General features: G+C 65.9%; 12 protein-coding genes. 3 read left to right on the forward strand and 9 right to left on the reverse strand.

Annotation, left to right across the window (positions count from 1 at the left end; genetic code table 11):
- Window positions 1-25: 25 nt before the first annotated feature.
- The 3 genes from AC5L30_RS04975 to acs all read right to left on the reverse strand — a co-directional run bounded on the left by AC5L30_RS04975 (window position 26) and on the right by acs (window position 7,821).
- Window positions 26-2,461 (reverse strand): immune inhibitor A domain-containing protein, encoded by a 2,436-nt coding sequence (locus tag AC5L30_RS04975; protein WP_494866078.1) that lies wholly within the window; start codon window positions 2,459-2,461, stop codon window positions 26-28.
- Between the two features lie 332 nt (window positions 2,462-2,793).
- Window positions 2,794-5,589 carry an immune inhibitor A domain-containing protein gene (locus AC5L30_RS04980; protein WP_494865677.1) on the reverse strand — a complete coding sequence of 932 codons (2,796 nt, stop codon included), beginning with the start codon at window positions 5,587-5,589 and terminating at the stop codon, window positions 2,794-2,796.
- 267 nt (window positions 5,590-5,856) lie between these two features.
- The gene (gene acs / locus AC5L30_RS04985; protein ID WP_494865679.1) at window positions 5,857-7,821 is read right to left on the reverse strand and encodes an acetate--CoA ligase; all 1,965 of its coding nucleotides are present in this window, start codon (window positions 7,819-7,821) and stop codon (window positions 5,857-5,859) included.
- 412 nt (window positions 7,822-8,233) lie between these two features.
- Between acs and AC5L30_RS04990 the strand changes: the two genes are divergently transcribed.
- Complete coding sequence (locus tag AC5L30_RS04990; RefSeq protein WP_494865680.1) at window positions 8,234-8,980, forward strand: Fic family protein; 747 nt, start codon at window positions 8,234-8,236, stop codon at window positions 8,978-8,980.
- 151 nt (window positions 8,981-9,131) lie between these two features.
- Here AC5L30_RS04990 and AC5L30_RS04995 read toward each other — a convergent pair whose 3' ends face one another.
- Window positions 9,132-9,935: an HAD family hydrolase gene (locus tag AC5L30_RS04995; protein ID WP_030486293.1), complete on the reverse strand. Its 804-nt coding sequence runs from the start codon at window positions 9,933-9,935 to the stop codon at window positions 9,132-9,134.
- Between the two features lie 773 nt (window positions 9,936-10,708).
- Window positions 10,709-10,969 carry a hypothetical protein gene (locus tag AC5L30_RS05000; protein ID WP_494865681.1) on the reverse strand — a complete coding sequence of 87 codons (261 nt, stop codon included), beginning with the start codon at window positions 10,967-10,969 and terminating at the stop codon, window positions 10,709-10,711.
- A gap of 377 nt (window positions 10,970-11,346) precedes the next feature.
- Between AC5L30_RS05000 and AC5L30_RS05005 the strand changes: the two genes are divergently transcribed.
- Both AC5L30_RS05005 and AC5L30_RS05010 read left to right on the forward strand, forming a co-directional pair.
- Window positions 11,347-12,564: a helix-turn-helix domain-containing protein gene (locus AC5L30_RS05005; RefSeq protein ID WP_494865682.1), complete on the forward strand. Its 1,218-nt coding sequence runs from the start codon at window positions 11,347-11,349 to the stop codon at window positions 12,562-12,564.
- Window positions 12,565-12,590: 26 nt separating this feature from the next.
- Complete coding sequence (locus AC5L30_RS05010) at window positions 12,591-13,058, forward strand: NUDIX domain-containing protein (RefSeq protein WP_494865683.1); 468 nt, start codon at window positions 12,591-12,593, stop codon at window positions 13,056-13,058.
- 609 nt (window positions 13,059-13,667) lie between these two features.
- On the opposite strand, the gene AC5L30_RS05015 is transcribed toward AC5L30_RS05010, so the two are convergent.
- The 4 genes from AC5L30_RS05015 to AC5L30_RS05030 form a co-directional block, all read right to left on the reverse strand.
- Complete coding sequence (locus AC5L30_RS05015; RefSeq protein WP_494865684.1) at window positions 13,668-15,791, reverse strand: AIPR family protein; 2,124 nt, start codon at window positions 15,789-15,791, stop codon at window positions 13,668-13,670.
- Window positions 15,792-15,992: 201 nt separating this feature from the next.
- Window positions 15,993-16,265 (reverse strand): hypothetical protein, encoded by a 273-nt coding sequence (locus tag AC5L30_RS05020; protein ID WP_494865685.1) that lies wholly within the window; start codon window positions 16,263-16,265, stop codon window positions 15,993-15,995.
- Between the two features lie 135 nt (window positions 16,266-16,400).
- Window positions 16,401-16,577, reverse strand: coding sequence for a hypothetical protein (locus AC5L30_RS05025; protein ID WP_494865686.1), 177 nt, complete (start codon window positions 16,575-16,577; stop codon window positions 16,401-16,403).
- A gap of 381 nt (window positions 16,578-16,958) precedes the next feature.
- Window positions 16,959-19,937 carry an N-6 DNA methylase gene (locus AC5L30_RS05030; protein WP_494865687.1) on the reverse strand — a complete coding sequence of 993 codons (2,979 nt, stop codon included), beginning with the start codon at window positions 19,935-19,937 and terminating at the stop codon, window positions 16,959-16,961.
- Window positions 19,938-20,302 lie beyond the last annotated feature (365 nt).

Consider the following 20,302-nt stretch of genomic DNA (forward strand, 5'->3'; position numbering starts at 1 on the left):
TCGCTGGTTGGTGCGGGATCAGTGGTCAGCTGATCCGGATCTTCATCGAGGTGCCGTCCTGCTCCAGAACCTTGATCTTGACACCGGTCGCGGGGAGCTTGACGCCGTGGTTCGGCAGCTCCTCGTAGAAGTACTTCTTGGTGTCGTCGAACAGCGGCTCAGCGGCCTGGCCACGGATGTACTGCGGCTGGCTGTTGAGGTGCAGGGTGAACGAGTCGGCCTTGTTCAGGCTGAACGGTGCGTCGTACACCTGGACGCGGGCGCGCCACGGAGCCCCGGTCAGGTTGTAGATCGGGCGCGGGTGCGCGTCGATGTACAGGTTGCGACCCTCACCCGGGTGACCACCCGGGTTCGTCGGCGACGCCGGGGCGGTGTTGTTGTCCGACCAGCGGGTGTTCCAGTACGAGATGAGCAGACCCTCCTGGTACGCGTAGTGGTCCACCCAGTCCGGGCGGGTGTTCGCGTAGCCGAAGAAGTACGGGCCGGTCTTCAGGTACTTGTCGTACGAGACGTACGACCGGTTGCCGGCGATGTAGAAGTTGTCGAACAGCCGGGTGTAGGTCGCCCCGACCACCTGGAAGTTCTCCAGGGCCCAGCCGGCGTCGGTCTCGGCGCCGTCGCTGAACACGGTCTGACCGTCGGCGGTCACGGTGATCGCGTCACCGAAGAAGCCGCCCTCGGAGACACCACCGTCGGTGACGTAGTGCAGGCGGACCTGCGCCACCTTGCCGGCCAGCGAGGTCAGCGGGATGTTGATGTCCGCCCAGGCGCCGTTGCTGGTGCCGTCGAGGGCCGGACGCCCCGCGCCGTCGACGCCGATCGGCTGGCCGTTGACGGTGCCGTCGAGGTCGGTCCAGGTCTGACCGCCGTCGGTCGACCCCTCGAAGTAGAGGTAGTCGTAACCCTCTTCGATGCTGTACTTGCCCTTGAGCGACAGCGCCGCCGTGGACTTGCCGGTGAGGTCGAACGTCCTCGTCATCTTGCTGTCGAGGTCGTCCTCGTTACCGGAGAAGTACTGCTTGGCGCCCTCGATCGGTGCGCCGTAGTTGAACGTGTACTCCCGCTGCGGCAGCACGACCACGGCGGCCTGTGCCTTCTCCGAGTTGTACTCCTGCGGGCCGAGCTCCAGCGAGCGCTTCTGCCCCGCCACGACGACCTCGTAGTCGAGCCAGCCGAGCTGGAGCTTGTTCCAGGCGCCGAGGTCGCCGCCCCGGTCACCGATGCCGGCGTCGTTCTTCGCGCCGAGCCGGCTCTGGGCCATCAGGGTCCAGTGCTCGTTGCTGTTGTCCGCCGGGCCGTAGTCGTCCGGCAGGCCCAGGTCGTGGCCGTACTCGTGGTAGAAGACGCTGCGGCCGCCGTTTTCCGGCTGGATCGTGTAGTCGCGGATCCAGACGCCGGTGTTGCCGATCTGGGTGCCGCCGATCGGGAAGTTCGGCGGGCCGACGGGCGAGCTGTTGAAGGCCGACCAACGGTGGCTCCAGATGGCGTCCTCACCCTGCTGCGGGTCACCGTCGGCCTGGTCGCCGCCGGAGTGCACGATCTGGAAGTGGTCGATGTAGCCGTCCGACTCGTTGAAGTCGCCGTCACCGTCGAAGTCGAACCGGTCCCACTGGTCGAAGGACTTCATCTCCGTGGCGATCTGCGCGTCCGTCCGGCCCTTGGCCTTCTGGTCGGCGACCCACTGGTTGGCGGCGTCGCGGATCAGCGCCCAGGTGTTCGAGCAGACGTTGTCGCCGCAGACGGCGGGGTCGCCGGTCAGGTCGTCGTCGGCCTTCGGGTCGTCGGAGCGACCGTAACGGGCCTCGTTGTACCGGACCTTGACCCAGTCGGTCACCTCACCGTCGACGGTGTAGCGACCCGAGGACTGGGCCTCGTAGTACTGCTTGAGCGACTCGTCGCCCGGGTTGGTGCCGAAGTAGAGCTGGCGGAAGTGCTCCGGGCTGAAGTCCGGCTGCCAGATGGTGGAGTTGTCCACGGCCCGGTTGGGCTCGGGGATCTTGTTGTGCAGCGGACCCTCGAACGTCGCCGGTCCGGCGATGTCCGGGTTCATGTCCTTGTCCGGGTAGGACGGGTGCCGCTCGTCCCCGAACTCGGCCAGGATCACGAAGATCTTGTCGGTCCGCTCGCGCTTGAGCTCGACGTACTGGTCCTTGGTCTGCTTCGCGCCAGCGGTGGTGCGGGCGTTGACGCCCGTTCCGGCCGCCTTGGCGACCTCGCCGACCTTGACGACCGTGCTTCCGTTGCGCTCGATCGGCTTGCTCCGACCGCTCAGCACGTCGCTGAGCCCTTGCTCACGCAGTGCGCGGCGCTTGTCCTCGAGCTTGTCGGGGAGTTCATCCTTCAGCGCCTGCGGTTCGGCAGCGGCCGGTGCTGCGGCCGGCAGTTTGGGCTGAGGCGCCGCCGAGGCGGACGGGCCGAAAGCCAGGCCTGTCGCCGTCAGTGAGAGCCCGAGCAGACCCACTGCGACTTTGCGCACGTGGTACCTCCGGTTTGAGGGAACCGGCCCAACGGGGGTACGGGCCGGTGGGAGATCGATCCCACTAGTGGGACCATTGGTGAACATAGTTACTGGCGGGACGGGTGGGAAGACGAACGCGTCGATTTGTTGCAAGATTTTGTTGGGAATGCTTTTCACCGTCACACCCCGCCGGTTCATCAGCCGCGCTGACCAGCGTGGCCCGGACGCGAACGTATACAACAACATTTTTCGATCACGCTGATCGCACATACGACAGTGGGGCCGGCAGCGTCTCCGCCACCGGCCCCACCGTCAGTTCTCGATCCGTGAAACCGTTACTTCTTCGCCGGGGTCACGTAGATCATGGCCGACGAGTTGTCCCCGGCCGCCTTCTTGATCGTCAGCGAGACGCCGTAGTTCACGCCCTGGTCGCCGGGATTCCCGGTGCCCAGCACGATCGCGCCACCGCCCAGGGTCACGCCGTAGAACTCCGGCGCGGGGCTGCCGTCCGGGTTGGTGACCCGGGTGGTGTACGGCGCGTTGTCGCGCGACGGCAGGACCACCGACGCGTCGTTGTCCCGGGCGTAGGCGGCACCATCGCGCATCTCGATGCCCGGGTACCAGCCCTTGGCGTCGGTGAACGCCTTCACCGGCGCCATTCCCTTGAACTTCGTGCAGTACGCGCTGTACGGCTCGTCCGCCGCCTCCAGGCACTCGGTGAACGGGTACGTCCGCTGCAACGTGAAGGCCGCGTTCGACGACTGCGGGCGGCTCGGCAGGTTGTCCGTCACTGACGGGTCCTTCACGGCCGCCTCGCCCGTGCGACGCAACGGGTCGAAGTGCGAGTCGACGATGAGCAACCCGCCCTTCGCGCCGTAGCTGGGCAGCGCGGTCATCTGCCCGGTGACGTGGTTGACGTCGCCGAGCGCGGTGTCCCGGTACCAGACCAGCATGCCCGGCGCGTTGTAGGAGATCCGGTCGACCTTCCACGCCTCGTGCGAGTAGATGGTGTCGTAGGCGTACTTCAGGCCCTTGTCGAAGCCGTCGAAGTTGCGCCACTCCGCCAGGTAGTACTGGGCGTGCACCTCGGTGCCGCTGGACACCTTCCAGCCCCCACCGGTGGTGTCGACGAAGGTGCCGCCGGTGGCCGTCCAGCCGTTGGCGCCGCCCTCGACGTCGTCACTCCAGGTGGTGGCGCCGCCGCCGGTGACCGAGAAGTCGTCGACGAACCAGTTGCGCTCCTCGAACGCCTCGTCGGTGGCCAGGCGCAGCCGCACCTGGACCGTCGTGCCGGCGTACGCCGACAGGTCGACGTAGTCGTGCCGCCAGCCGTCGGTGCTGCCGGTCAGGCCGTACTTCTTGCCGCCGAAGTCGTTCATCCGGCCGTTCGGGTCGGCGTAGCCGTCCGGCGTGGTGACCACCGTGCCGGCCTCGTCGTACACCTTCTGCTCGGTCCAGGTCGTACCGCCGTCGGTCGAGAGCTCGACGAAGCCGTAGTCCCAGTCCTCCTCGATGATGTAGTTGTTCCACATCCAGAACTTCGAGTCGGCCGCCGCCGGCACGTCGACCGAGCGGCTCAGCTTGACGTCGGCCCACTCCTGGTCGTTGTTGCTGTGCCACATCTTGGTGCCGCTGTGCGGGGTGGCCAGCGTCGTCACCTTGTCCGGCAGGTCGACCTTGATGCCGTCCTCGGAGTCGATCGGGGTGCGCGACGTCTGGCCGAGCTTCACCTCGCGCGGGTTCGACCCGGGGCGGATGGTCAGCGGGTCGGCCCAACCGAGCACCCACTTGTCCCAGATGCCCATGTGCGTCGGCAGCGCCTGGAAGATCTCACCCGAGTGCGAGCCCGAGGCCATCAGGTCCCAGAAGTCCACGTCGGAGTCGGCGTTGCCGGACGTGTCGTAGAGGTCCGGCAGGCCCAGGTCGTGGCCGAACTCGTGGGCGAAGACGCCGACACCGGCGTCCTCCGGCTGCACGATGTAGTTCGACGCCTTGAGGTTGGTGCCCGGGATGGTGTAGCCACCGGCGACCGTGGAGGAGTGCGCCCACACGGCGTACACGCCCTCGGCGCCGCCGCCACGGGACTTGCCCTGACCGGCGTGCACCAGCACGAGGTGATCGATCACGCCGTCCGGCTCGAAGACGTTGCCGTCACCGTCGCGGTCGGCCTGGTCCTCGATGTCGTAGTCGGCCCACGGGAAGTCCGGGTCCTTCGCGACGAGCGCGTCGATCGCGTCGGTCGCCAGGCGGCCCGCGCCGGCCGGGTTGTCCGGGTGGCCGTTCATCGACTGCTCACGGCCGGGAACCCACGCGCCGGTCTCGTCCTGGAAGCAGCGGTTGGCCGCGTACCAGCCCTCCGAGTGCGGCACGGTGATCCACGGGCTGGCCTGCCCGTCCACCGTGTACGCGTTCTTGGACATCTCCAGGTACATGTTGTGCATCGTGCGACCGGACAGGTCGATGCCCTTCTTGCCGTCCGGGCCCTTCAGGTCGGTGCGGACCCGCTCGGTGATGCCCTTCTTGCTGTAGAGCATCTTGTTGTAGTGCTGCGGCGAGAAGTCCGGCACCCACATCGAGTTGTTGTCCTCGTGGGGCAGGCGCGCCGGGTCCGGGATCTTGTTGTGCTTCGGGCCGTTCTGGACCGTGCCGGGGACGCAGGTGCGGTCCTCGAACACCGTCTTGGGGACCATCACGCCGGTGAAGTCGTCGTTGGCCTTGTCGTTGAACTCCACCAGCAGCGTCAGCAGCTTCGCCGTCTGGGTGGTCGGCGCCTTCTTGAACTTGCGGGGGTTCTGACCGGTCCGCAGCGACTTGGCCTCGTCCTTGGCCAGCTGCCGTGCGGTCACCGGGTTGCCCCGGGCGTGCTTGCGGTCGAACGCACGCGCGGACTCCGCGGCAGGGGTGTAGATGCCACCCTTGCCCTTCACCTCACGGCCGTCGGTGTCCGGCTGCACCTCGGGCTCGGCGTAGTTGATGTAGTGCTCGTCGGCGCCGATCACCGCCTGGGGGGTGCCGGACGGCGTCTGGGCTGCCGCACTGCCACTCACGGTCAGTGACGTGGCCGCGAGGGCGATGACGGGCAGCGCGACGAGTAGTCGTCGCCGCGCCCTGGACTGCGGTTTGTGGTTCATGCCGCTCCGTTTCTCGGGCATGGGGAGGAGGACGTTGGCGTGGCCGACCATCGGAGCGATGGGTGTCGAACTCCGCCAACCTGCGTGAACCTAAAGCACAACCGGCCGAAAGGACAGAGGTGATCTATGCCTGTGCCCGTTCAGCTTCTCCCGACTCCCCCGACCGACCGATGTGACAGTGGCGAGGCGGCGCGAACCGTACCCGTAAGACATGACGGAGGGTGGCGGTCCGCAGGGACCGCCACCCTCCAATGGGTACGCCTATCGTCAGTCCTCGTCGGACTTCGTGCCGCTCATCCCCGAGGAGATCAGGTCCATCACCGAGGAGTCCTGCAACGTGGTCACGTCGCCCAGCGACCGGTTCTCCGCCACGTCCCGCAGCAGCCGGCGCATGATCTTGCCGGAGCGGGTCTTCGGCAGCTCCGGCACCAGCATGATCTGCCGCGGCTTGGCGATCGGGCCGAGCGTCTTCGACACGTGGTTGCGCAGGTCGGCGATGAGCTGCTCGCCCGCCTCGCCGGCGATGTCCGTGCTGCCCCGCGGAATGGCGAACGCGACGATCGCCTGACCGGTGGTCGGGTCGGTCGCGCCGACCACCGCCGCCTCGGCCACCGACGGGTGCGACACCAACGCCGACTCCACCTCGGTCGTGGAGATGTTGTGCCCGGACACCAACATCACGTCGTCCACCCGGCCGAGCAGCCAGATGTGCCCGTCGTCGTCCTTCTTCGCACCGTCGCCGGCGAAGTACATGCCCTGGAAACGCGACCAGTACGTGTCGATGAACCGGTCGTCGTCACCCCAGATGGTGCGCAGCATCGACGGCCACGGCTCGCGCAGCACCAGGTAGCCGCCGCCACCGTTCGGCACCGACTGGCCCTGGTCGTCCACCACGTCGGCCACGATGCCCGGCAGCGGCGTCATCGCCGACCCCGGCTTGGCCGCGGTCACCCCCGGCAACGGCGAGATCATGATCGCGCCCGTCTCGGTCTGCCACCAGGTGTCCACCACCGGCAGCTCGCCCCGGCCGATGTGCTGCCGGTACCACATCCACGCCTCCGGGTTGATCGGCTCACCGACGCTGCCCAACAGGCGCAGCGAGGACAGGTCGAAGCCGGCCGGGATGTCGTCGCCCCACTTCATCATCGTCCGGATCAGGGTAGGAGCGGTGTACAGGATGCTCACCCCGTACTTGTCGATGATTTCCCAGAATCGGCCCTTGTGCGGCGTGTCCGGGGTGCCCTCGTACATCACCTGGGTGGCGCCGTTGGAGAGCGGGCCGTACACGATGTACGAGTGCCCGGTGACCCAGCCGATGTCGGCCGTGCACCAGTAGACGTCCGTCTCCGGCTTCAGGTCGAACACCGCGTGCGTCGTGTACGACGCCTGGGTGAGGTAGCCGCCGGTGGTGTGCAGGATGCCCTTCGGGCGGGCCGTGGTGCCGCTGGTGTAGAGGATGAACAGCGGGTGCTCGGCGTCGAACGGCTGCGCGGTGTGCTCGGCCGACGCCGTCTCCACCGTCTCGTGCCACCAGTGGTCCTTTTCCGACCACGCCACGTCCTCGCCGGTGCGGCGGACCACGAGCACGTGCTCCACCGACGGGGAGTTCGCCACCGCCTCGTCCACCGTGGGCTTCAACGCCGACGGCTTGCCCCGCCGGTAACCACCATCCGCGGTGATCACCACCTTGGCGCTGGCATCCTGGATGCGGTTGCTCAACGAGTCGGCGGAGAAGCCACCGAAGACCACACTGTGCGCGGCGCCGATCCGGGCGCACGCCAACATCGCCACCGCCGCCTCCGGGATCATCGGCAGGTAGATCGCCACCCGGTCGCCGGCGGTCACCCCCAGATCGGTGAGGGCGTTCGCCGCCCGGCAGGTCAGCGCGTGCAGGTCGGCGTACGTGATGGTGCGGGTGTCGCCCGGCTCGCCCTCCCAGTGGATCGCCACCTTGTCGCCCCGGCCCGCCTCGACGTGCCGGTCCAGGCAGTTGTACGCGACGTTGAGCTGCCCACCCACGAACCACTTCGCGAACGGCGGGTTCGACCAGTCGAGCACCTCATCCCACTTCTTCGACCAGGCCAGCCGATCGGCCTGCTTCGCCCAGAAGGCAAGCCGGTCGGCCTCAGCCTCGGCGTACGCGTCGATGGTGACGTTGGCGTGCGCGGCGAGTTCGGCCGGCGGGGGGAACTGGCGCGTCTCGTTCAGCAGATTGGCCAATGCCTCGCTCATGCCGTGACTCCTCATCCTCGGGGTGACCTGGGTCTCGATGGCACGAGGGTAGTCGCGGGGCCCTCGACCGGCCACGGCTGCCCACTGCGTCGCGCCGAGCGGCCCCCGCCGCGCGCCCGACGGCCCGTCCCACCGCCCCCGCCCCGTCCCCGCCCCCGGCCCGTGTCGGCGCGGCCCGTCCCATGTCGCCCCGACCCACGTCGCCGAGCGCGGGCCCGAGGGCCTTGATCAACACGGATTCATGGAAATCGCGGTGTCCAGGCCACGCGGACACCGCAACTTCAAAACCCGTGTTGACCTTGCCGGAACTGCCGCGTCGGGTCGGCTGTGTGGCCGTGCCGGGCGGGTGGTCCGGGTCGCGTTGCGGGCGGGTGCGGCCCGCCGGGTCGGGTCGGGTCGTTAGCGTGGCGGGGTGACCACCGACCCGCTCGCCCCGTTGCTCGCGCTCGCCGACATCGCCGCCGCCGTCGAGCAGGCCCGCGAGCGGTTCGACCAGGCGCTCGGGCACCGGGCACTGCGCCGGCACGGCGGACAGGTCGCCGCCGAGGTCAGCCTCCGCTCCGCGGTGGCCAGCGCGGCTCTTGAGGGGGCCGGGCACGAGCGTGAGGCGGTCCGGGCCGGCACCGTCACCGACCCGGTGCTCCAGGGGGCGCTGCGGGTCGCCGGCGCGCTGCCAGGTCTGAGCGAGCTGTGGCCGAAGGCGCCCCGCCAGGCGCTCGCGAAGCTGCACGTGCTCGCCGCCCGGGATCTGGTGTCGGAAGCCGAGCTGGGCCGCCCGGTGGCCGACCCCGTGGTCACCACCCGGCTGGACGGGCTGGCCGGGCTGGTCGCCGGCGGCACGAAGGTCTCCCCGTTGGTGCTCGCCGCGGTCGTACACGGGGAGTTGTTGAACCTGCGCCCGTTCGCCGGGCCGTCCGGCCTGGTGGCCCGCGGGGCCGCCCGGCTGGTGCTGCTCGCCAGCGGCCTCGACCCGCGTGGCCTGCTCGCCGTCGACGTCGGGCACCGCGAGCGGGAGCCCGAGTACGTCGGCGCGGCCGGTGCCTTCGCCACCGGCACCCCCGACGGGCTGCGCTCCTGGCTACGCCACTACATGGCCGCCGTCGAGGTCGGCGCCGACCAGCTCACCGCCATCGGGGACGAGATCCTCGCCGCCGCCTGAGCGACGATCAGCCCCGCCGCCCCGGAGCGGTCCGTCCTCGCGGCGTCGACCACGGAGTTGTGCTGGACCGCAAAGGGCGCCAATTGGTCGAAGACGCCCACCACAACCCGTGATCACCCTGGGAGTGGGTGGGACGGGCGCGACGAGACGGTTAGGCGGTGGTGGCGGCTCGGGTGCGACGGTGCCGGCCGTACCAGGCGATGCCGATGGCCACACCCACCCCGACCCCCAGGGCCGCCGCGGCCACCGGGACCGCCGGCCGTTCCCGCAGGCGCCGGCCCAGCGGGATCGGGTGCCGGAACTCCAGCACCGGCCACGCGTTCTCCGAGGCCAGCTTGCGCAACTGCCGGTCCGGGTTGACCACGCTCGGGTGGCCGACGCACTCCAGCAGCGGGCGATCGCTGTACGAGTCGGAGTAGGCGTACGAATCGGCCAGGTCGTAGTCCCGGGCAGCGGCCAACTCGCTGACCGCCTCGACCTTGCTCGGGCCTGCCGCGTAGAACTCGACCTCGCCGCTGTACCGGCCGTCCCGCACCGTCATCCGGGTGGCGATCACGTCGGTCACCCCGAGCAGCTCGCCGATCGGCCGGACCATTTCCTCGCCCGACGCCGACACCAGCACCACGTCCCGCCCCGCCGCCTGGTGCTCCTCGATCAGGGCGGCGGCTTCGGCGTACACATAGGGGTTGATCAGCTCGTGCAGCGTCTCCGCGACGATCTGACGGACCTGCTCCACCTGCCAGCCCTTGCAGAGCGCAGCCAGATAGTCCCGAGTTCGGGCCATGGTCTGCTCGTCGGTGCCGCCCAGCCGGAACATCAGCTGCGCGTACGCCGACTTGACCACGTCACGCCGGGTGATCAGCCCATCCCGGTAGAACGGCCGACCGAACGCCAGGGCGCTCGACTTGGCGATGACGGTCTTGTCCAGATCGAAGAAAGCGGCACTTCGGCCCACGGCGCGAAAGTCTAGCCGGATGGTCTATCGTCGGCGGGTGCCCGGGGTCATGCCACCCCTCAGACCTGCGGGCTGGCAGCACCCTCTCCGCTCCGCGTGATCACGCTCACACTCCGCGAGGAGATTTTCGCAGTGAGTGGAGGCAGCACCACTCGACGTGACGGGCCCGCTCAGGCAGACTTGTCCGTACGACGAGCTTTCACATCCTCGAAACAGGCAGACCCTCAGCGGTTGCACCCCCCGTGACCGCTGAGTGGTTCGGCTCGACCCCCCCGGAGCCGAACCTCCGACGACCCCCGTCTCCCCCCGACGGGGGTCGTCCCTTTCCCGGGGAGCGCTCCCGGCCAGGTGAAGGCGGGTGTCCCGGGTCGGCCGGTCGAGGCCATGGGCAGAAAGTCAGCGAATCGGCAGCGAGACCGGTCGCGTAGTGCTCGGGCCTGTGCGTGTACCGGTGCCGAGCCCGCCACCGCCGCCCCAGCGGTCGGAGGGTCCGTCCGCTGTTCCCGACCGTTCCGACTTGTCACGCCGGCGGGGACGCTCCATGGACTGAGCCCGCCGGTGGAAGCTTGCTTGCGCGTACCAGGATCTGTGCTTGAGGGCCACGACGGCCCGACGGAGAGAGCCTGATGCCCTCGACCCAGATCCACTCATCGCGCGGCGGGCGGTTGGCCACCAGCCGTACCCCGGTCACCCACAACCGCACCGGCCCGTCCGATGGCAGAAGACGATCGACCGCGTCGATGTCCAGCACCGCGCCGAGTCGTACCCGAACGTCAAACACCGCGTCTCCTCGTCGTTGGCGCCATGTTGTTGAGTGGCGGCGCGCTGTCGGTGGTGCGTCGTTGGATCTGGAGGCCGGCGATCTGGGCGAAGACTTCCCGTCGTGTCCGGGCCTTACCTGTGGCTAGGTCGATGGAGTAGCCGGTCAGCCACACCCAGCCGTGGTAGGTCGGCTTGTCGCAGACCGAGGTCACCCGCAGCCACAAAGCCCGATCACCGCCGAACTGCACCGACGCCCGAGCGTCAATCAGCACCAGGTCACCTGGAACGGGGACACCCGGCCGGCGAGGCGTGGCTGTGCGAGGCACCAGGGCGGGCGGACCATTCACGAGCCGTCGTTCGGGTCGCGGTCTCACGCCAGCACCCACCCCGGACCAACCTCAGCAGGTCGCCGCGCGACCGGAACCCGCGCAGTCCAGGCATGACCGACGCGCGAAGGCGCGGGTCCACTCCGCACCACGCCGGATTGCCCGGACCGCCGTGCGGGCGAGCGCGTCCTTCCAGCCCGAGCCGGATTGGCAGTTGCTCGATACGTTCGGCCGCGTCATATAGACAGGTTGTGGGAGATACCCCCCAGCTACCCGGAAAATCCTTCCGGGGTCGCAGCCGACCGAGGGGAGACGGTGAACCGGTGCGCGGAAGAACCAACAACCTGACCATCGGCGAACGTGTCGCCTGGTACCGCTACCGACGCGGCCTGTCCCAGGAAGTCCTCGCCGGGCTCATCGGCCGGACCGCCGACTGGCTGGGCAAGATCGAGAACAACCGGATAGAGCTGGATCGGCTCTCCGTCATCAAGTCCCTCGCCGAAGTCCTGGACGTCTCTCTCGGCGACCTGCTCGGCGAGCCTGGGCTGCTCGACTGGAACGGCGACAGCGGCACCACGACCGTCCCCGCACTCCGTGCCGCCCTGATGAACTACCGCGCCCTCGGTCCGTTCAGCGGCGGCACGGAAACCGAGCTATCGAACGTCGCGGTACTCAGGAAGGAGGTAGGGGCCCTCTGGGATGCCTACCAAGACTCCCGATTCGCGTACGTCACCGCCCGCCTACCAGAGCTGCTGCACCGCGCCCAGGCCGCCGCCGACCACCACGACGGCGACGACCAGGCCCGCCGCCTTCTCGGTCTGACATACCAACTCGCAGCCACCCAGCTCACCAAGCTCGGCGAGAGCGACCTCGCCTGGATCGCCGCCGACCGCGGCTTGACCGCCGTCCGTCCCAACGGCGACCCACTCATCATCGGCTCCCTCTTCCGCTCGGTGGGCCACGCCCTACATGCCACCGGCCGCTACAGCGAAGCTGTACGCCTCACCGAGGACGCTGCCGGCTACCTTGAGCCTCACCTCACGCACGCCACGCCAGCGCTGCTCTCCGTCTACGGAACCCTGTTCCTGTCAGGCTCGATGGCCGCCGCCCGCGCCAACGATGCCGCCACCACCCGCACCTTCCTCGCCGCCGCTGACCACGCCGCCGGCCAGCTCGGAGCTGACGCCAACCACCTCTGGACCGCGTTCGGTCCGACCAACGTCGCCATCCACCGCGTCGCCACGGCCGCCGAGCTGGGCGACCTGCAAGTCGCCATCGACCTCGGCCCGCGCGTCAACACCACCGGGCTGCCGATGGAGCGCCGAGTGCGGCACGCCCTCGAAGTCGCGCGGGCCTACAGCTCGTGGAACCGGCTCGACGACGCCCAAGCCGTTCTGCTCGACACCGAACAGATGGCACCCGAACAGGTCCGCCACCACTTCCTCAGCCGCCAACTCGCGCTGACCTGGGTACGCCGGCAGCGCGGCAAGCCATCGGCCGAACTGGTCGGCCTGGCCCGGCGGCTCAAGGTGCTCGACTGATCTCAGCCCCCATCTAGGCTGCCCTGGTGACGGCCAACGAGATGCCACCCATGGCAACCCCACGCGTCGCCGCCGGTGTCCTCTTCTTCGACGACCAGGGCCGCGTGCTCCTCGTGCGTCCCAGCTACAAGAACCACTGGGACATCCCCGGCGGCTACGTCGAACCCGGCGAGTCACCTCGCGACGCATGCATGCGGGAGATTCACGAAGAGCTTGGTCTCGCCGCGGCGCTCGGGCCGATGCTCGTTGTGGATTGGGCGCCCGCCGAACACGAAGGTGACAAGCTGCTCTTCATTTTCTCTGGCGGATCACTCAGCCCGGAGCAGGAGCGCGAGATCCGCTTTGTAGACGGTGAACTGACCGAGTGGCGTTACGTGAGCGCAGAGTCCTTGGAGCAGCACGGCCCACCCCGACTCGCCCGCAGGATCCGCACTGCGATCGCGGCGCTCAGTAACGGCATGTCCGCATACGCGGAACACGGCAGCGCCATCTAGACCGAAGTTTCCATACTTGAGCAAGGCGGCCCTTGGCGGGCCGCACGCGCCGCCGCCTGGGCGCGCGCCGGCCGCTGCCGCTGTCGATCTGCGGCCGTCACGCCGGACGCCCGGCGGCTGGCGCGGACCGCGGGGAAGGCGGGAGGGCCGCCCCAGAACGACAGACCGTTGACCGGGTGATTGTGAGCCGGGAGCCGGCCGGGCCGTCACGGCCACGAGCCTGCCCGGCGTAGGGGAGGCACGCCGGCCGCGCGTCGGCGAGCTGGCGGCGGTCGCGGGGTTGCGGTTACTGCGCCTTCGGCGGGGGCGCTCCGGCTCCAGGATGGCCTGGGTTCCGCCGGCGGGTCGCGGTCCGTGGGTGGTTGCGCGGAGCCATCCCGCTGCCATCGACCCGGGCGAGCCGAGCAGACCACCGCCCGACCCGCCAGCGTTCGTACGAGCCGTCAAGGTCCGCTTGACATGGCGGGCCGGGCGGCGGCCCGCACCCCAGGGGCGGGCCGACGGCGACGGGATGGCAGGTCGGCGCTGTTAGCCGTAGAACCTCGAGATGCTGGCGGCGCCCGTTCCACTTTGCGACCGTTGCCGTCAGTAATAGCGTGTCCGGCGGACCTACGGCGCGATGACTTGCGAATCAGGGTCCTCGTCGGAGGACTCAAGTTCGCCTAGGGCCCGCCATGCCAGATCCGCAAGAGTTTCACCCGTACTGATAGCCCAGCGGGCGGTTCCTTGATTCGCCATCGGTCGGTCTTCCCATCGAGCAAGCTCCCACATATGACGGATCAGGCCTGACGGCGAATATTGCAGGCCGTCCGGTGCCCACACGAGCGGTTTCGTCCGATGGGGGGTCCAAGTGGCCCGTGCTCGCTTCGGATCCTCGGCGAGCCAGCCCTTCAGAGCCTCGGCCTCAACTCGGTTGGCCGGCGAATGTATGAGCGCCTCTCCCTCGGCAAGAATGGCCTTATCTATCAGAATTGAGACGGCATTCGGGCGGCGCTTGCGCTTTGCCGGGATGTGTCGATACTTGTTCCGGTCTGGGAGGTGACCTTGGTGCGGGCCCCCAAGTATTTGGTGTGTTACTTCTCGGCACCGTGATATATCGGAGCAGACTGACCGGATCTGCGAACGCTCCGTGTAGAGCGCGTCGATTACGTCTGCGACAATGGGCAAGAGCTCCTCTACCAACCGCTTTGTTTCGTCGACGGCGTGCTCGGCCCACTCGAGCCGCGGATCGGGTTCGTCAATCGCGTCGGTATCGAGACGACGGAATACCAGGTGCGCAAGGAGGTATACCCCGTGCTCGGCTAAGGCAGCGCCACGCCCCATGTAGCGAGGGCGCAGTTGATGGAGGGTACGCCTCACCTGCCTCAGGACCTGGACCGCGTTCCAAAGCAGGTAGACGCCAGGCTGCGGCCGGAACAGAGCATCGTAGATGCCCTGTGAGCCCCGTTCCCACAGCACGTCAAGAGTTGTCGCGATGCGAGCAGCGTACTGGCTATCGGGATGGGCGCAAGCCAGCGCACATGCAGCCTCGACTACCGAGCAGCCGGTGTCGGGTTGCGGCTCAAGTTCGCTGCGGCGTACGCTGTACTCGAGCCCTAGGTCCGCTCGCATCTCATCCAAAATGGCAGCTTGGATTGGATCGAGCGCGATAAAATCCCTCGCTTCGACGCGGTTCTGACGATTGGTCGCCTGGGTCGCGTGTTTGGCGAAGGCATCAGCTTTACCGGTCACAATAATGCGAACGCCGACCTTAGCCGATGCGGCGACATCATCGGCAGCAACGGCCTCAGCGACCGAACGAACGGTTTGAGCTCCGTTCACCACGCTGGCGTTGCACAAGGTTAAGCTGATCGGATGTGATTGCGGGAATCGCAGGGACTGCCGACCCTTTTCGACCGACTCACACAGAATGGTTACCCCGTTATTGAAGTACCAAAAGTGAGCCGGTTCCCGCGCAAGAGTTTCGATGATCTCATTGTTGATCGGCGTCCGACCCAGAGGATTGCGAATGTTAAGGTTGAAAAGATTTGAGCCGTGAGCAAGCCACTGTGCTACCTGTTCTGCCTCAATGACACCTTGATACGACTCGTATGGGGTGCTGATGGCAAACCAGGGAAATAAATCAGCTTCCAAGTTAACTGGCCTTGGCGCTATATCCTCCCGAACCGAGGTCCACAGTTCGGAGGACAGTATGATACGATGGCGCAGGACTTCGCCGTGGCGATTGAACTCCTGCTCACCATTATCGATCGCTAGACGGAAACCATCGGTTACCTCATCGGCTCGCATCAGTGCGATGACTTGTGTAACCGGCACTGGGCCGCTCCCCATGACGCTCTTTGCCCGCTCAGCCAGTTGGCGGCCGCGGGGATTGAATGGGGCAAAGTCCTCGTCGTCGATTAGCCGCAACCCGGCAAGAAGTTCCAATACCGCAGACCGATCGCAGTTAGCCCTTCCTGTCTTGCTCCACTTTGCTTGAACCAGGTAGACATGTTGATCCGCGCCATCCACGACTGCGATCGCGTCTATACCTTGATCAGCGTGCCCATCGATGACGGCGAGTGAAGCTTCTCGCGGAGTCCAGCCCGTGGCGATCCGAACCGCTTGGGCTGCCAACGCCCTGGACAGCATGCGGGGCTCGCGTTCCTCGTCCGGTTTGCCCTCAAGGTCGCTGAGGTCCAGCAAGCCGGCGTCTACGTACTCCGCCCGGAGGAACGCTTCAACCTGACGCACCTGAAGGGCGACGTCTCCGTGACTGGCTCGTCGGCTGGTCGGACTCAAGAGCTACCCCCTGGGACTGTCGCGGCTTGCAGCACGATGGAGGATTGTCTCACGCTCATGCGATGCAGGCCATGATCAAATAGCTCCACGCAACACCTTGACGGTGGAGACGGCGGGGCGTGGCCGGCCAAATCTGGTCCGCGGCGACGATCTCTATTGACGCGCTGAATCTCTATCGGTAGCCTCCCGCAGCGTCTGTTCCATCAACGCATCTTCTGGTTCGTCGGAATAACCCGCCGGTCGCCGGTAGGGTTCGCACATTTCACGCAAGCGAGCCACAAGGCTTTCCATGCGTTCGCGGATTCCTTGCAATTCGAGGAGCATTTCGTTCCGTCCCGCAAACGAAAGCATCTCCTCAGAACGGACGTTGAAGTAGGCGTGAGCCAGCATGTTCCTTATCTTGAGCGCATCCCCCAAGTCGGCCACGAACTGAGGATCCCGCTCTAGGTATGGGTTGAGCCGCCCGTACCAGCTTGCCTAGCGTCTCCTTGAGAAGGGGCTCCCAAGGATGGCCTATAATCTCCTCTGCCTTCTGCCGAGCAGCTACGATCCTCGTCATAACTAGCAGGTTGATTGCCCAATTTCGAGCTGCTGCACCTTAGCCATAGCGAGTCCATAGAAGGCGAGAGTCTCTCGGATGCGGCCGTCTTCGTCTGGGGCCGGATAGATCGCTTCGGATGGCAACCAGAGCTTTCCGTCGAGCCGGCGCATCGAATTATGGGAATCGTCGAGGGTCATTCGTGAGACTCTAAGTACCGCCGGCGCCAGCGCTCACCGCGCAGAGTGGGACTTGAACCCCTTGCGTCGACCTCCGAGCACAGATGGCTGGACAACCAACCTGAGGGGAGGAGTTCAGCGGCACGAGCCTCCGAGGTATTGGCTGTTACGCAGCAAGGGTCACTGCTCGAAGACGACGCAGACGGCGGCCGGCTGGCACGTTGACTTCGAGGTCCGCTAGGAACGAGCCGCCTGTGTAACCGCAGATGGAAGCGACCTGGGCGCGGTGTACCGCGCTGGGCACTACCTCAACCCTGAACGTCAGCTCCACTGCCATGTCGTGAGGGGCTCCGCAGTATGGGCAGGAACCAACACGAAATACCTGTCGGACTGTAGCCACGGCTACGCAGCAGGGCGCGCAGATGCTACTGGCTGACTCCGCTCATCTGCCGGCCCAACGCGAGGGCTGGGAGGCCCCCACGCCTCCTGCGCTTCGAGGTGCAGTGATGCCAGTTGTTCCAGTGCTGTCCTCTGCATCGCGTATGCCTCACGCAACTGTGTGGCCCGCTCGACCTGTTCGTCGAGAGTGGGCAGTGGCGGGAGTGGGAAGTTTAGCAACTGGTGTGGACTCTCGAGGCGTGTGCGGTTGCTCGTTCCCGTAGTAAATCCCAGAAGCATCTCCCTCGCTGCCTGGGTGCGCAGCAGAATCTGAAGGTATTCGGGGACAACCTTTACGCCCGGCTTCGGGCGATATGCGTACATTTCCTTACTCATCACCAGACCTGCGACGTCGTCTCCTGCCACCGCAACGGCGCCATTGACAAGGTCGATGCTCGACAGCACCAGCTCGCCGGCCTCAACAATCCAGAGCGCTCGGGGCGGGTACGCCACGGTCGTCCGCCCCTTGTAGGCAATGGTGCCGGTTCGGGTCGCAACCGCGAAGTCATACTCTCCGTTGCGGGACGCCTCGGGCGATACACGAGGTGCAACGTCGAGGAAATCGCCCAGCCTAACTAGAGCTCCATGCTTCTCCAGAAGCTCGTCCCTGCGCTGCCGGAACCGAGCGTCGTAGAAGTCAAGTCTGCCCGACAGGTCCCGTGCGCTATCAAGTCGGGCATAAAAGCCGTGCCCGTGGCCTGGTAGCGACTTAGCTGCAACGATCGCTTTATCGGAGGCGAGGTACCTGTCCTCATATGACCCGAGCACCGCGTCCTTGAAGACTTCGTATTGCAATAACACCTGAGGCAGGTCATCGCCGACCCATTGTCCTACTGCGCTATACCCGACTCGCTCTGCATGAGAGAAGAAAATTGGTTCGCGTTGCTCGAGGTTCGGATTGGGCTTCTTGATCAGATATACGACGGAGGTCTTTGCGTCAGTATGGGCGAGATATTTGAAAGCGTCCCGAGAAAGACTGATTACAGCCTTGATGAAGAAGTGCTTCCGGATAAAGGCTCGCGCAAAGGCGTAGTCAGGGGTGTTCAAGACAGCCTCGTCGACGACAAGGGCAACTCGGCCGCCTTGCCACTCAGCGAGAAGGTCGGAGGTGCGTGCAGGCTTCAAGTACTGCTGAATCGCACCCAGGAATAGCGCTCCACCCTTCAAGGTTCTGCCCCTAGGCCGGCGGGTGACCTTGCCGGCGGCAATATCGACCTGCAGTTGGAGAAGCTTCTTGGTAATCCCCTCGCGCTTCTTGTAGGCGCGGGCGAGAGCTCCCCGCGGCCTCTCCTGCGGATCTTGTGCCTCGAGATCTGCTATCGCCGAAAGAACCGCATCCTCAGCGTTCCTGAGTTCCTCGAGCTGAACTTGCTCCACGACCTCGAGCGGCACTACGCCTAGCCACTCGTAGTAGCTCGCAGCCTCGTCCGGATCCCCGCCGAGCTCTTCCCAAGCCCTTTCGGCCACGGTGAAGTCCGTATCACCTAGCGGAGGGTTAGTCAGAACGACGTCGACAGCGGCATTCAGCCCATCCGGCAGCTGGCTAAACACTGCCTGATCACCTAGGACCAGCCCGTTGGTCGCGCCGATACCCGACTTGCCGTCGCCGTGGATAAACATGTTCATCTTGGCGATCGTCGCAACCCAGCCATCGATGTCGGCCCCGAAAAGCTGCCGCTGACGGATCGAGCGCTCTACATCCGCTTGGTTCCCTAGGCTTTCGTCAGCGTTATCGAGCATTCTCTCCATGGACGCGATGAGGAAGCGTCCCGTTCCTACAGCGGGATCGAGAACTACGTCGGTCGGCCTTAATTCAACGAGGTTTGCACAGAAGTCCACGACTTGTTGCGGCGTGAAGAACTGTCCCACCCGCGTGTCTTTTTCACTACGGCGAGCCAACGTTTCGAAGACGGCTCCCAGGACGTCAACCCGCCCTGCGTGGAAGTCGTACTCATCGAACATCGGGAGAATTAGCGACTCCACCAAGGAATCGGTTAGCTTCTCGTGGAAGTCCGGACGGATTCCGCCTGCCCTCTGCAAAAGCCCAGCCTCCCTGAGGTCGACATCCTCGGCAATCTCGTGAAGCAGGGCAGAAACGAATCGGCCTCTGTAGCTGGACCTCATCGTAGCTGGAATGGAATCGCACCACTCGTGGAATCCGTCAAGCGAGAAGCGGTTCTTTCGGCCGGTCTTCTTTTGCCGGCGCTCCTCGAAGAGGCGAATAAAGGCTAGGTACACCAACGTGATATTGGCGTTGTTGCCGGTAATGCCATGAGATCGGAAGCTGTTCTCAACCTTCTCGAGGTTCTTTTTTAAATCCCGTTCACGCTGCGCGTCGAACTCTTGAGCTTCCTCGGCTAGTTCGAGGGCAAGAGCCGAGTCTTCCGGAAAGAATGTCGACTGGATCAGCTGACGTGCTCTAGCATCGTCGATCGCATCCGCCCACCGGTCAAATAGCTCGCCGAATCGTCTCGCCGGGTAGAGCGCCGGATCAGATTTGGCAAGCTTGTCTGCGAATAGCTGCGCAGCCTCGAAGTCTATGGCAACAATCCGTCCCGGAATATTGTCGCGCTCGCGGTTCCGGTTGTAGAGGTCCCGGAAGTTCATGCTCATCCTCGCCGAAGTAGCAGGTGAGATATAGAGCATATCGACATGCTTGCCAGCGTTTGCCGCAGCCGTCCGATTAAGATGGTCGGTTACAGCCGCGAACTCACCATCCGCAGCTGATCCACGACGTTTAGTTACCTCGACAAGCACAATCCGGTTGCTGTTCCGATCATGGATCTCAATGTCCGGCTTCCCGCCTGGGGAGTGCCGGCCACCCGCGTTTGTGCCGTTGTGGGTAACCTCGCAGCCACGGGGCTCTAGAGCGGCTCTTAGATCTGCGCTCAGTCGCTGCTCTAGTTCCAGTGACGCGTCGAGATCGTCGTAGCGACTTGCCATGAGGCCGCCTCAGCTCCTCCCAGTGTGCCTTGATAGTCAGCAAACCTACGTCATGTAACGGGTCACGGTAAGACGCCCGGCCGACATATCGATGGGCTGGACGGTGCTATCACTCGCTGGATCTAGAACTTGACGAAGGCGGCGCGCGTTGCCTTAGGGGAGGACTAGCAGCCCTAGCATGTCGCCCGCTGAGTGCGCTGCCCGAACTGCTCGACAGCTGCTGTGGCAACAGCAGGGCTGGACAGCCGCGGGCGAGAAGGCGCAGCGCCGAACCTCGCCCTGAGCCTCGGTCGTGCAGGGAAACGGGCATTCGAGCTGCATAGACTTGTAAGCGAGATGTCGAGCAGTAGCGAGGCAGCAAGGAG

The organism is Micromonospora sp. BQ32, assembly GCF_059358895.1.

Coding starts and splice junctions, on each gene's coding strand:
- AC5L30_RS04980 (WP_494865677.1), bottom strand. CDS start 5,589: ATGAACCACAAACCGCAGTCCAGGGCGCGGCGACGACTACTCGTCGCG.
- acs (WP_494865679.1), bottom strand. CDS start 7,821: ATGAGCGAGGCATTGGCCAATCTGCTGAACGAGACGCGCCAGTTCCCC.
- AC5L30_RS05025 (WP_494865686.1), bottom strand. CDS start 16,577: ATGACCCTCGACGATTCCCATAATTCGATGCGCCGGCTCGACGGAAAG.
- AC5L30_RS05030 (WP_494865687.1), bottom strand. CDS start 19,937: ATGGCAAGTCGCTACGACGATCTCGACGCGTCACTGGAACTAGAGCAG.